At 34.2% G+C, this 13,273-nt stretch carries 12 protein-coding genes and 1 pseudogene; all 13 read left to right on the plus strand.

From position 1 onward, the window contains the following. Position 1: 1 nt before the first annotated feature. Entirely contained in the window at positions 2-1,420 is a 1,419-nt protein-coding gene (locus ACWG0P_RS07770; RefSeq protein WP_455801239.1) for an amidase, read from the plus strand. Further along, positions 1,417-2,841 (plus strand): Asp-tRNA(Asn)/Glu-tRNA(Gln) amidotransferase subunit GatB, encoded by a 1,425-nt coding sequence (gene gatB / locus ACWG0P_RS07775; protein WP_455801240.1) that lies wholly within the window; start codon positions 1,417-1,419, stop codon positions 2,839-2,841. The genes ACWG0P_RS07770 and gatB overlap by 4 nt, the downstream gene beginning before the upstream one ends. A 110-nt stretch (positions 2,842-2,951) precedes the next feature. Further along, positions 2,952-3,536 carry a hypothetical protein gene (locus tag ACWG0P_RS07780; protein WP_455801241.1) on the plus strand — a complete coding sequence of 195 codons (585 nt, stop codon included), beginning with the start codon at positions 2,952-2,954 and terminating at the stop codon, positions 3,534-3,536. Between the two features lie 26 nt (positions 3,537-3,562). Beyond that, positions 3,563-4,891: a 23S rRNA (uracil(1939)-C(5))-methyltransferase RlmD gene (gene rlmD, locus ACWG0P_RS07785; RefSeq protein WP_455801242.1), complete on the plus strand. Its 1,329-nt coding sequence runs from the start codon at positions 3,563-3,565 to the stop codon at positions 4,889-4,891. 16 nt (positions 4,892-4,907) lie between these two features. Beyond that, the gene (locus ACWG0P_RS07790) at positions 4,908-5,450 is read left to right on the plus strand and encodes a CDP-alcohol phosphatidyltransferase family protein (protein ID WP_455801243.1); all 543 of its coding nucleotides are present in this window, start codon (positions 4,908-4,910) and stop codon (positions 5,448-5,450) included. A 556-nt stretch (positions 5,451-6,006) separates the two neighbouring features. Then, the gene (locus ACWG0P_RS07795; protein ID WP_455801244.1) at positions 6,007-6,390 is read left to right on the plus strand and encodes a pyridoxamine 5'-phosphate oxidase family protein; all 384 of its coding nucleotides are present in this window, start codon (positions 6,007-6,009) and stop codon (positions 6,388-6,390) included. A 68-nt stretch (positions 6,391-6,458) separates the two neighbouring features. Further along, the gene (locus ACWG0P_RS07800; RefSeq protein WP_455801245.1) at positions 6,459-6,791 is read left to right on the plus strand and encodes a DUF3784 domain-containing protein; all 333 of its coding nucleotides are present in this window, start codon (positions 6,459-6,461) and stop codon (positions 6,789-6,791) included. 48 nt (positions 6,792-6,839) lie between these two features. Continuing rightward, on the plus strand, positions 6,840-7,262 hold the full coding sequence (locus ACWG0P_RS07805) for a hypothetical protein (RefSeq protein ID WP_455801246.1): 423 nt from the start codon (positions 6,840-6,842) through the stop codon (positions 7,260-7,262). Positions 7,263-7,359: 97 nt separating this feature from the next. Then, a pseudogene (locus ACWG0P_RS07810) lies at positions 7,360-7,878 on the plus strand (GNAT family N-acetyltransferase). A 191-nt stretch (positions 7,879-8,069) separates the two neighbouring features. Beyond that, complete coding sequence (gene licT, locus ACWG0P_RS07815) at positions 8,070-8,909, plus strand: BglG family transcription antiterminator LicT (protein WP_455801247.1); 840 nt, start codon at positions 8,070-8,072, stop codon at positions 8,907-8,909. A 114-nt stretch (positions 8,910-9,023) separates the two neighbouring features. Next, positions 9,024-10,943, plus strand: a complete 1,920-nt coding sequence (locus ACWG0P_RS07820; RefSeq protein WP_455801248.1) for a beta-glucoside-specific PTS transporter subunit IIABC — start codon at positions 9,024-9,026, stop codon at positions 10,941-10,943. A 9-nt stretch (positions 10,944-10,952) separates the two neighbouring features. Next, positions 10,953-12,383, plus strand: a complete 1,431-nt coding sequence (locus tag ACWG0P_RS07825; RefSeq protein WP_455801249.1) for a 6-phospho-beta-glucosidase — start codon at positions 10,953-10,955, stop codon at positions 12,381-12,383. 114 nt (positions 12,384-12,497) lie between these two features. Continuing rightward, positions 12,498-13,256, plus strand: coding sequence for a GNAT family N-acetyltransferase (locus ACWG0P_RS07830; protein ID WP_455801250.1), 759 nt, complete (start codon positions 12,498-12,500; stop codon positions 13,254-13,256). The last annotated feature ends 17 nt before the right edge of the window (positions 13,257-13,273 follow it).

Genomic DNA, 13,273 nt, shown 5'->3' on the forward strand with positions numbered 1-13,273 from the left:
GATGGATATTAAAACAGCAAATAAATTGAATGTGAATGAGCGTATCGCAAAAAGTATTGAACAAATGAAGGCATCTCAACCAAACCTGAATGCAGTTGTGAACTTTATCGATACACAAGAACAAATAAAAGAATTAGACTCTATAGATAAAGATGCTTTATTGTATGGAGTGCCTGTGGTATTAAAAGATAACATCAATACAGCAGGAATACCAACCACTGCATCATCACGTATATTAAACAATTACGTGCCTATTTATAATGCACATATCGTAGATAAATTAAAGGCTGCTGGAGCAATCTTTGTGGCGAAAGCAAGTATGGATGAATTAGGTATGGGTGGTACTAATAAGAATGCTTATACTGGAAAAGTAAACAATCCCTGGGATACGACTCGTATCTCAGGCGGTTCTAGTGGAGGTAGTGCAGTTCTAGTCGCAAGTGGTGCTACACCGTTAGCTATTGGAACTGACACTGGAGATAGTATTCGTAAACCTGCTGCATATAATGGAATCATTGGGATGAAACCTACGTATGGTAGAATTTCTCGTTATGGTATCATTCCTTATGCATCTAGTCTTGATCATGTAGGGTATTTTACTACATCTATGAAAGATGCGGCAGTTGCTTTAGAAGTACTTGCAGGACGTGATGATCGTGATATGACAAGTTCTTATAAAGAAGTAGAAAACTATAGTGCAAATATCAACGCAGATATCAAGGGGAAAAAGATTGCGATTCTAGATAATGTACAAGTTGGAGTACGTAAAGAAATTCAAGAAAATTTTGATGATTTAATGGATAAACTAAAAGCACGTGGAGCTATCGTAGAACGTGTGAATATGGACGATAAACTGATGAGAGCACTATTGCCAACGTATTTTATTATTTCAAATGCAGAGGCAACAGCGAATCATTCTAATTTAGATGGTATCCGTTTTGGAATGCGTGAAGATGGTGAAAGCGTAGAAGATGTGATGATTCATTCTCGTACCAACGGGTTTTCATCTTATGTTCGTAAACGCTTTGTCATTGGAAGTTATTCCTTATTCGCAGAAAATCAGGATAAAATATTCCGTAAAGCACAAAAAGTTAGACGCTTAATTGTAGAAGAAGTAAACAAAGTGTTAAGTTCTTACGACGTTATCATTGCGAGTGCTAGTGGGGATATTGCGCCACTGAGTGAAGCGAGCAAAGATGCATCCTTAGATTCAAATGCTTTAGTTACAGAAAATCATATGGTTCTTGGTAACTTTAGTGGATACCCAAGTATCACTATACCAACTGGATTTGTAGAAGGTATGCCAATTGGTATTAATATGACTTCAAAAGCATTCGATGAACAAACATTGTTCAATATTGGTAGTGCAATTGAAGAAGAAACAGGACTAGTAGGAAACGATGTGGAGGTAGACGAATGAAATACGAAACAGTCATTGGGATTGAAATCCACTGTGAATTAAAGACAAAGACAAAAATGTTCTCTTCCGCTCCAACATCTTTCGGAGAAGTTGCGAACACTTGTGTAAATGAAATCGATTTAGGACACCCAGGTACATTACCTTGTGTAAATAAAGAAGCGTTGCGTTTGGCTATTTTAGCCGCAACAGCCTTGCATTGTGAAATTGATCCACTTGTGAAATTTGATCGTAAAAACTATTACTATTCAGATTTACCAAAAGGATTTCAGATTACACAACAATTTCATCCTATTGGATCAGGTGGAAGCATCACCATAGAAACAGAACAAGGAAAAAAAGAAATTCGAATCAATCGTATGCACATGGAAGAAGATACTGCAAAACAGTTTCACTCTGATGCAGGAACTCTTATCGACTTCAATCGTGCAGGGACTCCTCTTATAGAAATTGTAAGTGAACCAGATATTAGAAGTGGCGCAGAAGCTGCGGCTTACGTAGAAAAATTAAGAACAATGTTATATTATCTAGGCGTAAGTGATGTAAAAATGGAAGAAGGAAGTATGCGTTGTGATGTCAATGTATCCATACGACCGGTTGGTAGTGATGTATTTGGTACAAAAACAGAAGTGAAAAACTTGAACTCTATTTCCAATGTTCAAAAAGCAATTGATGCAGAAGTAGAGCGTCAAACTGCAGTATTAGAAAATGGAGAAAAAGTAATACAATCAACGCGTCGTTATGATGAAACCCAAAAGACGACTATCCTAATGCGTAAAAAAGAAGGAGATGTTGATTACAAGTTCTTTCCAGAACCAAACATTCCTCCGATTCGTATAGCAACTGATTGGATCAAAGAAATACAATCCACGATGTTGGAATTACCGGATGAGCGTAAAGCACGTTATCAAGAATCCTTTGGCTTAAATGATTACGATGCAGATGTATTGGTTGCCAATCGTGAACTTTCTGATTTTTTTGATGAAGTTGTGAAATTCACAGACAACTATAAGAAAGCAGCAAACTGGGTTATCGTTGAAGTTGTTGCTGCCTTAAACAAAGATAATATCAAAATCGTGGATAATCCTTGTAAAGCGCAACATCTAGCAAATATGATTAATATGGTAGATAAAGGGGAAATATCAGGTAAACAAGCGAAAGAAGTGTTTGAAGAAATCATGAAGGGAAAAGATCCGAAAACAGTAGTAGAAGAAAAAGGCATGAAGCAAATGAGTGATTCTTCTCAGTTATTGGATATTATTACGAGTGTGCTCGATAGTAATCCTCAATCCATTGAAGACTTTAAAAACGGAAAAGATCGTGCCGTTGGTTTCTTAGTAGGTCAGGTTATGAAAGCATCTAAGGGACAAGCAAATCCTGCGATGACGAATAAAATGATTCAAGAAGAGTTGAAAAAGCGTTAAGTTTACAAAATTGTAAGATGAAGAAACTTTATTTTTCCATGTTTTGTGTTATACTAAATAGTGTGTTATACTAATTTCATACGTGAAAAATAAGTGTTAGGAGTGCAATTATGAGCAAATTTAAAAACCTTAGTAAGAGCAGTAAAATATTATATACTGTAGCGGGAATTGTAATTCTAATCCCACTTGTTTTACTGATTTATATTTATTTTGGTGCAAAAGATAATGCTGGAAAACCAACCGTTGGAGATCGCTTTGAAGATTCATTGAATCCTGCGATTACCGAGAAACAATTAGGTGAGTTGAAAACAGCTTTAAAAATCGATGGTACTGAGAAAATAGAAATCAATTTAATCAGCGCAACATTACGCGTGAATATTGATACTGCAGATGATGCGAGTGCGGATACGATCACAAGCATTATGAATCAAGCATACGATAGTGTAAATAGTATATTACCAATAGAAACGTATTTCACAAACAATAAAAAATCAACAAAGATGTATGATGTGGAAATTAATGTTTATAACTATATCCCTGATGAAACAAAATCCGCGGATGGTCAAATATATATGATTAAGACAAAGACTGCGGCAGCATCAGAGCCAAATGTTTCCGTTCCAACAACTGCAAAGAATGAGGAAGTTGCGAAGAAACTGCTGGAAGAACAAGCAAACGCAGAAAAAGGGCAATAAGCCCTTTTTTATTCAGAGGTGAGAATATGAAAAAGAATGATAAAATAATTGCGGAATGTAGTGGATATACACATGATGGAAATGGTGTTGTCAAAGTAGATGGATTTCCTTTGTTTGTAAAAGGTATGTGCAAAGGGGAAACAGGAGAAATCATTGTCACTATGGTGAAGAAGACATATGGTTTTGGTAAACTTTGGCGCATCCTTAAGAAAAGTGAAGAGCGTGTAACACCATTATGTCCTATTGCGAAACAATGTGGTGGATGCCAACTTCAACATATGTCCTATAAAGAACAATTGCAATATAAAAAACAAAAGGTACAAGATGTCATCACTCGTATTGCGAAAGTAGATACAGTTGTAAACGACGTACTAGGAATGAAACATTACAGCAATTACCGCAACAAAGGCCAAGTTCCAGTTGGGTGTGTTGACAACAAGGTACTTACTGGTTTTTATCGTATTAATAGTAATACGATCGTAGATACAGACACTTGTATGATTCAAAGTGAACGCATCAATGAAGTATTAAAAGAAATGCGTACACTCTTAAGTAAATATCAAAATGCAAAATACTTCCGTCATCTCTTAATTAAGGATGGGTTTGCAACAGGTGAAGTTATGGTTGTGTGGATCGTACGTGCAAAGGATTTCCCACATCAAAAAGAAATGTGCAAAGACCTATGTGATGCACTCCCTTACATTAAGAGTGTAGTACTCAATCTAAACACACGAGAAGATAATGTAATTCTAGGGGAGAGAGAAACCCTTCTATTTGGAGAACCAACGATTACTGATAAAATACATGATCTAAAATTCCATATCTCTTCCAAATCCTTTTACCAAGTGAATCCAAAGCAAACAGAAGTCCTCTATGGTAAGGCTTTAGAATTTTGTGATTTAAAGGGAGATGAAACAATCATAGACTTATATTGTGGAGTTGGAACTATCTCTATGTTCCTTGCGCAAAAAGCTAAAAAAGTAATCGGTGTTGAGATTGTGGAAGCTGCGATTCGTGATGCGAAAAAGAATGCGGATTTAAACAATCTGAAAAACATTGATTTTGTATGTAGTGATGCATCAACGTATGCGGACATATTACAGAAACAAGGCTTACAACCTAATGTAGTGGTAGTAGATCCGCCAAGAAAAGGTTGTGATAAAGCAACACTTAGTAGCATTGTGAAAATGAATCCAGCAAAGATTATCTATGTATCCTGTGATCCTGCAACTTTAGCAAGGGATTTAAAATATTTGCATGCACAGAATTATTGTATCGATATCATTCAGCCTGTCGATATGTTCCCATTCAGTTTTCATGTGGAGAGCATCGTGAAATTAGTAAGGCAGAAATAGGGAAACAAATTGGAATTTGTGGGGTGATTATATCAAAAATTCGGCTAATGTCATTACATGTTCGCGTATTGTATTTGCAATTCTAATGGTTTGTTCTCCGGTTTATTCAGCTACTTTTTGGTTGTGCTATTTGTGGTGTGGCATTAGTGATATACTCGATGGTTTTCTTGCCCGAAAGTTTGGGCAACAAAGTGCAGTAGGAGCTAGATTAGATAGTATTGCCGATTTTGTTTTTGCGATTGCAATTCTAGTTGTTGTTGCAAAAAACATTCATCTCCCTATGTATCTATGGTGGTGCATTGTTACAATAACATTTCTACGGTTAATTAGTTATAGTATTGGTTTTTATAAGTATCGTACATTTTCATCGCTACATACTTTGATGAATAAAGTCACTGGTGCTTCTATCTTTACATTTCCGATACTCAATATTTGTTTTGGGCTTGATTTTGCAGCAATTATGATATGTATTGTGGCTTTTCTTTCTTCCCTTGAAGAAATGGCAATTATGATAAAATCAAAAGAATTAAACTGTGATATTAAAAGTATATTCATGTGATAACTTCCAGTTTGTTTAATAAAGAATAAGTTTAAAATGGAATAGGTGTTCTTCAATATTTTTTGATTGTAGCTAGAATGCATAATCAAAAAAGACGCATTTCTTCAATGGGATAAGTCCAATGATATAATGTCTAAAAGTAACATACAGTCCATGTGGAAAATGTTATACAATTATCTAGAGCTTAAGCCCGTAATTATGCGGGTTTTTTTAATACATATTAAGTTAAAATATCTATAATTACGCCCCTTAATCAAGGTTGTAGTAACTAGTACAGTATGATATGATAAACAATAGAAATAGGATTGTTGAGTATTATGAAACCATTTACGTTCTATGGTGTGAACTGTGCAAAAAGTATATGTCATCATTTGGACCCATGTGATACTGGTTGAAAATTCAAACGAATTATCAAAGGTAATCAAGAACACTTTTAAAGATTAGTTTTCTTTTTATGGTTTAACTAAGTTCAATAATCGTAGTTTAGCAACGCATCAATACGAAAGAATAGGGGATGAATTTTATGAAAAAATTCGCATAACAGATTGAAGAAATAATGAAAGAACGTTTTGGTAAAGATACAATTCTCGCGCTCGCAACGATAGACAATGAAAAGCCTTATGTACGAAGTGTAAATGCATATTATGAAGATGGTGCATTCTATGTTATTACGTATGCACTTTCTATCAAAATGAAACAGATAGAGAAGAACCCAATCGTTGCGATATCTGGAGAATGGTTTACGGCGCATGGAAAAGGAATTAACTTGGGTTATTATAAAAAGAGAGAGAATCAAGAGATTGCGGAAAAACTAAACGTTGTTTTCGCTGAATGGATAGGGAATGGACATAATGATTTTGATGATGAAAATACCATAATATTATGTATAGAATTAACGGATGGAGTGCTACTATCACATGGCACAAGATATGAATTATAGTACGTTAGATGAAAAATGAAAATTAAGAAATAGGTAAAAGTTTGATTTATACAAAGAGGGTGACCACAATGAATACAGAAGAAACTACAACATTTATAATTCTGCTTATTCTATCTCTATGTGCCTTTATTATTTGCTGTTATCAATTCAAAGGAAAAGGTTTTTTGTTCAATAATGAATATTTATATGCCTCTAAAAAAGAGCGAGCCATGATGAATAAAGATCAGCATTATAGACAATCTGCGATTTTATTCCTTTTCATAGGCATAGTATGTTTGCTTTTTATGGTGAAGATTTTATTTCATATTGAATGGCTATATGTACTTATCATGTTTATCATATTAGCAATTATTATATTTGTGGTTATATCTTTCATTCAGATTGAAAAAACAAAAGAATAATATGAAGATATAATTATTCCTAAGAGGAATCAAATATTGGAGGATAAAATGAATATATTTGGTAAAAAAACGATGCTAGCGATAAAAGTAAATCGTAATAGCGTTTGTATGGGTGATGATTGTGATGATCATCGTAAAACTTATAATATTGATGCTAAAACGACTGTTTCAGAATTTATCTATACACTTTCCAATTACCTTCCTCAAATGAAAAGTGTAATTTGGTCAGTTTGTTCTGAAGATGGAATTTGTGGCTACTTAATCACTGATGAAAAAGGAAAGGCAACAGTTGAATTGTGTGTAGAGGACACCGATATGGCTAAAGCAGGTATCAGTGAAATTATGTGTATTTACTATTATCCTTCAAAGTTTTCATATATATATGGAGAAACTGGAGAGCGGGTTAATCTTTATCCTGAATGTAACACTTTTTTAGAAAAGGTAAAAATGGCTTCTAAAACAATATTATAAGTATACGAAAACACAACTTCATAAAGCTAAAAGAAATAGAAAAGGAGAGCAGGTTATGCTTACGCATATAGGAACACAAACTTGAGAAACAGAAAGATTGATACTAAGAAAATTTATGAACGAGGATAGCATTTCGATGTTAGAACATTGGATTGCGGATGAAAAAATACAATCTATGTATGCAGAACCTGTATACACAACACAATCTGAAGTGAACAAACTTCTAGAAAAATATATAAAATCATACGAGATGAAGGATTATTATCGTTGGGCGATTATTTCAAAAGATACAATGGAGTGCATTGGTCAAATTGCGTATTTTCTAGTGGACAGTAAAAATCATTTTGCGGAGATTGAATATTGTATCGGTTCGAAGTTTTAAAAAATAGGATTAGCAACAGAAGCAACTCGTGCGATTATTGCATTTGGATTTCAACAAATAAACCTGCATAAAATACAGATTTGTCATAAATCTATAAATATGGCTTCAAAAAAAGTCATTGAAAAATGTGGCTTTACTTATGAGGGAACATTACGAGATTATTTTTATATTGATGGAAAATATGTAGATCGATTATTTTATTCCATTTTAAGGAGTGAGTATGTTCTATTGTGAGAGAACTATTTTTCACATCAGTTCAAAAATAAAAGGATTGACTTATGTAACCGTTTACCATATAATGGATTTATAAATAGGATAGTTATTGTTTAATTACAAGCTCGACCTGTTGAACCTCTGAATGCTATATATTTTGTTATATAGTTTTGTGTTTGACGGGTTTTTTGTTTGTAGAAGGGAGAAATTGCATGATATTTAAGAAGCGTTTAAATAATAATGTAGTACTTGCGGTAGATGAGCATAATGAAGAGCAGATAGTAACTGGGAAGGGCTTGGGTTTTCAAATGGAGCCTGGCGCGAAAATTGATGATGCAAAGATTGAAAAGATTTTTACGTTGAAGGATACAAGTGCTAGTCAAAGATTGCAGGAGTTATTTAAAACTATACCGTTGGAACATATCGTATTAGCAGAAGAAATTATTGCTTATGCGAAAATGCATATTTCTCAAGAGATAAATGAAAATGTAATCATTTCTTTATGTGACCATATTTATATGGCTGTAGAAAGAAAGAAACAAGACATAGAAGTAAAAAATATTATGTTATGGGATATACAGAAATTTTATCGTGATGAATATAAAGTTGGTGAATATGCTATTACCCTAATATACGAGAAGTTTCACGTACAACTAAATGATGATGAAGCAGGCTTTATAGCATTACATCTAGTAAATGCACAAATGGATGTGAAAACGAAATCTGTAAAGGAAATCACGAAAGTAATGCAGGATATCGAGAAAATAGTAAGGATACGATTTTCCATCAACATTGATGTAGACTCCGTATACTATTATCGATTTATTACACATCTTAAATTCTTTGCGGAACGAGTTTTTTCTGGAAAGATGTATGAAGGTGGAGATGTAGAAAGTATGCTCTCTTTGGTAAGGACAAAATATCCCAAAGAGTGTGACTGTGTTGAACGGATAGGTGAATATTTGAAAGAAAAATATGAGTATGTATTGAGTGATGAAGAAATACTTTACTTAAGTATTCATATTTCTCGCATTGTACAGGTAAGTAAATAGTAGTGATGAAACCAAGAGAGGAGTGAGGTGTTGGAAAGTCTAATTGATTTTGTAGTACAAGGATAGTTACATTAAGTTGGCTCGACCTTCAAATTGAAAATGGAGGAAACTAAAATGAAAAAATATCAAGCTTTAGCAAATGAAATTGTAAAACATGTAGGTGGAAAAGAAAATGTAGTATCCCTTACACACTGTATCACTCGTTTAAGATTTAAATTGAAAGATGAATCAATTGCACAAGATGAAGTGTTACAAAATATGGATGGTGTTGTGACAGTTATGAAAAGTGGTGGGCAATATCAAGTGGTCATTGGGAATCATGTACCTGATGTTTACGAAGAGGTGTTACCTTTACTAGATATCGACGAAAAGAGAGAAGATACATCAAAGAAAAAGCAAAGAGTGCTTGATCGTTTTATTGATGTCATTTCTGGGATTTTTCAACCAATTTTAGGAATCATGGCTGCTTGTGGTATGATCAAAGGATTTAACATACTATTTGTAACAATTGGTTTGTATAGTGATACATGTGGAGGTTATCAAATATTGAATGCAATAGGAGATGGACTATTTACATTTTTACCGTTATTCTTAGGTTATACATCCGCAAAGAAGTTCGGTTTAAAGCCAATGCTTGGGTTGGTCATAGGTGCTATCTTATGCTATCCGGGTATTCAGAATTCTGCGTTGTCAGGTTCACTAGAACCAATGTACACGCTATTTAAAGGGACCGCGTTTGCGTCTGATGTATATATTGATTTCTTTGGAATTCCTTTGATTTCAATGGACTATACTTCCACAGTGATACCTGTTATATTTGTAGTTTATTTCGCTAGTAAATGTGAAAAATTCTTTAATCGTTATGTGCCAGATTTAATAAAGTTTTTCTTTGTGCCAATGTTAACGTTGATGGTGGCTTTACCAGTGGGATTCTTACTAATTGGACCTATTGCAACATTTGGTTCTAAAATTATCGCAGAGTTCATTTTGACCATTCGAAATTTCTCTCCACTACTAGCAGGAGCTATTGTTGGTCTTACTTGGCAAATACTTGTGATATTTGGATTACATTGGGGATTTATTCCAGTGTATTTGAACAATATGCTAATTTATGGATTTGATAATGTTATGATGCCGTTCTTTGCTTGTACCTTCGCAACATCAGCTGTAGTTGCCGCAATCTTTTTCAAGACCAAAGATCGCAAATTAAAAGAAATGTGTTTACCAAATTTTATTTCTGGTATCTTTGGAGTAACAGAGCCTGCTATTTATGGGATTTTAGTACCATTAAAGAAGCCGTTTATCATCAGTTGTATCGCTGGTGGAATTGGTGGTGCATTTTATGGGGCATTTAATTTCCGTAAATTCTCTACGGGAGGAATGGGGATCTTTGAATTTCCTGCAATGATGAACCCAGATGGGACTTTCGATAATTTAATTGTCGCAATTGTAGGTGTTGTAATTACAATGATTATTGCCTTTGTAATGATGTATGTAACATTCAAGGATAAAAATGAAATACAAAATCAAGAAGAAAAAAAGTTAAGTACAGTAGCTTCAACTACAAAGCCATTGATTGAAAATGCGAACATTGTTAGTCCGATATCTGGCACATTGATTCCTTTAGAAGAAATAGAGGATGGAGCATTCTCTTCAGGTGCATTAGGAAAAGGAATTGCGATCGAACCAAGTGAAGGAATTGTATATGCACCAGTGGATGGAGAGGTTATGACATTATTTCCAACACTTCATGCAGTTGGCATTGTTGCTGATGATGGAGTAGAGGTATTGATTCATATCGGTTTAGATACTGTTCAATTAGGTGGAAAAGGATTTACTTCGTTTGTACAACAAGGAGAGAAGGTAGTAAAAGGACAGAAACTTATCGAGTTTAATATGGAAGAAATAAAAGAAGCTGGGTTTATATTACAGACTCCGGTTGTAATTACAAATTCTTCTAATTATTTGGATGTATTATTTGAGAATAAAACACAAGTACTTAACGGTGAACCTTTGTTAAGTGTTCTGAAGTAGGTGAATGATATGGGATTTCCTAAGGATTTTTTATGGGGAGGTGCAACCGCAGCCAATCAATGTGAAGGCAGTTACGCGGAAGATGGAAGAGGATTAGCAAATGTGGATGTGTGTCCGCAGGGAGAAGATCGCTTTTCTATCATACAAGGACATAAAGAATGTTATACATGTGAAGAACACTATCATTATCCTTCCCATAAAGGGATAGATATGTATCATCACTATAAAGAGGACATTGCATTATTTGCACAGATGGGTTTTAAAGCATACCGTTTAAGTATTGCATGGACACGTATTTTTCCAAAGGGGAATGAAAAAGTTCCTAATGAAGCTGGCCTTTTGTTTTATGAAAGAATATTTAAAGAGTGTCAAAAATATCAAATAGAACCAATTGTAACCATTACTCATTTTGATTGTCCTATGTATTTAATTCGTTCCATAAAAGGATGGCGTGATCGAAAGATGATAGATTATTACTTAGATTTATGTAATGTTTTATTTACCCGATATAAAAAATATGTCACGCATTGGTTGACATTCAATGAAATTAATATGATTCTTCATGCTCCATTTATGGGAGCAGGCTTATTCTTTAAGGAACATGAAAATGAAACCGCAATAAAATATCAGGCTGCCCATCACGAACTAGTCGCAAGTGCTTTAGCAACTCGATTAGCACATGAAATTAATCCTGAAAATAAAGTGGGATGTATGTTTGCGGCTGGAAGTGCATATCCATATACTTGTAAACCAGAAGATGTATTAGAGGCATTACAGGTGGATCGAGAAAACTATTTCTTCATTGATGTACAATCTCGTGGTGAATATCCAAAGTATGCAATAAAAAAACTTACAAGAGAAGATTGTATGCCTATTTTTGAGGATGGAGATAAAGAAATATTAAAATCCAACACAGTAGATTTTGTAGCTTTCTCCTATTACAATAGTCGTTGTGTAGCTAAACATTCTAGTGCAGAGGATATTGTGGAAGGTAATTTGTTCGCGTCTGTTAAAAATCCATATGTTAGCTATAGTGATTGGGGTTGGCCAATTGATCCGTTGGGACTACGTATTACATTAAATCATGTATATGATCGTTATCAAAAGCCGCTATTTATCGTGGAAAATGGATTAGGTGCAGTAGACATACCTGATAAAGATGGGTATGTTGAAGATGATACACGTATTGCCTATTTAAGTGCACATATACAAGCTATGAAAGATGCGATAGAGTTAGATGGTGTTGATCTTATGGGGTATACAACTTGGGGACCAATTGATTTGGTAAGTGCTTCTACTGGGGAAATGAAGAAAAGATATGGATTTATATATGTGGACTATGACGATATGCAGAACGGTTCAGGTAGAAGAAGCAAGAAGAAATCCTTCGATTGGTACCGTAAAGTTATTCAAAGCAATGGAGAAGATTTAACTTTTTAAATAAGTAAAGGATCATATTCTATAAAATAGAGATGATCTTTTTTAAAATTTGAACACAAAGATAGGAGAGGTTCTAACAACATGTTATGATATTCATACAGGAGGTTATTTTTTATGGTATATGAAGTAGTCGATAAACATAGTATTGCATATTTATTTCATGGTTGGCAGGAAAGTCTTATCACTTCCTGTTTACAAGATTGTATGGGAAAAGCATACTGTGATGATGTACACCAACCTAAAAGTGCAATGATTATTGTAGATGTGTTTTGCTTTTTCGCAGGAAAGGTAAATGATGAACTCATACAAACTGCTTATCAAGATAAAGAGTTTATGATTCTCACACCTCAAAATGAAGAATGGGAAAAACAAATCATCCATATATGTAAGGATCAGGCGCATAAGGGTGTGCGTTATGCGATAAAGAAAGAGGGAAACATATTTAATAAGGAAACTCTTGTTCAATATGTAGAACGCTTACCAGAAGGTTATAGTTTGAAAATAATTGATAAAGAATTGTATCATCAAGTGATGAGTCAAGAATGGTCGAAAGATTTATGCTCCGTATTTCGTGATGTAGAAGAATATTTATCATTTGGACTTGGAGTAGTCGCAATAAAAGAAGATGAAGTTGTATCAGGAGCTTCTTCTTATGTGTATTATAAACGGGGTATTGAAATAGAAATAGACACAAGACGGGATGAAAGAAGAAAGGGATTGGCTTTCGCTTGTGCAGCAAATTTATTACTGCTTTGTATAGAAAAAGACTGGTACCCTAGTTGGGATGCACAGAATAAAAATTCAGTCGCTCTCGCAGAAAAATTAGGTTATCATTTTGATAAAGAATATGTTGTATATGAAGTATATAAATAAGGCATAGCTTGGAATCT

The sequence above is a fragment of the Amedibacillus sp. YH-ame6 genome (assembly GCF_053848845.1).

Excerpts from the sequence above, each read along its gene's own strand:
- ACWG0P_RS07830 (WP_455801250.1), top strand. The coding sequence starts at position 12,498 with ATGGTATATGAAGTAGTCGATAAACATAGTATTGCATATTTATTTCAT.
- ACWG0P_RS07800 (WP_455801245.1), top strand. The coding sequence starts at position 6,459 with ATGAATACAGAAGAAACTACAACATTTATAATTCTGCTTATTCTATCT.
- licT (WP_455801247.1), top strand. The coding sequence starts at position 8,070 with ATGATATTTAAGAAGCGTTTAAATAATAATGTAGTACTTGCGGTAGAT.
- ACWG0P_RS07820 (WP_455801248.1), top strand. The coding sequence starts at position 9,024 with ATGAAAAAATATCAAGCTTTAGCAAATGAAATTGTAAAACATGTAGGT.
- rlmD (WP_455801242.1), top strand. The coding sequence starts at position 3,563 with ATGAAAAAGAATGATAAAATAATTGCGGAATGTAGTGGATATACACAT.
- ACWG0P_RS07770 (WP_455801239.1), top strand. The coding sequence starts at position 2 with ATGGATATTAAAACAGCAAATAAATTGAATGTGAATGAGCGTATCGCA.
- ACWG0P_RS07805 (WP_455801246.1), top strand. The coding sequence starts at position 6,840 with ATGAATATATTTGGTAAAAAAACGATGCTAGCGATAAAAGTAAATCGT.
- gatB (WP_455801240.1), top strand. The coding sequence starts at position 1,417 with ATGAAATACGAAACAGTCATTGGGATTGAAATCCACTGTGAATTAAAG.
- ACWG0P_RS07780 (WP_455801241.1), top strand. The coding sequence starts at position 2,952 with ATGAGCAAATTTAAAAACCTTAGTAAGAGCAGTAAAATATTATATACT.
- ACWG0P_RS07825 (WP_455801249.1), top strand. The coding sequence starts at position 10,953 with ATGGGATTTCCTAAGGATTTTTTATGGGGAGGTGCAACCGCAGCCAAT.
- ACWG0P_RS07795 (WP_455801244.1), top strand. The coding sequence starts at position 6,007 with ATGAAAGAACGTTTTGGTAAAGATACAATTCTCGCGCTCGCAACGATA.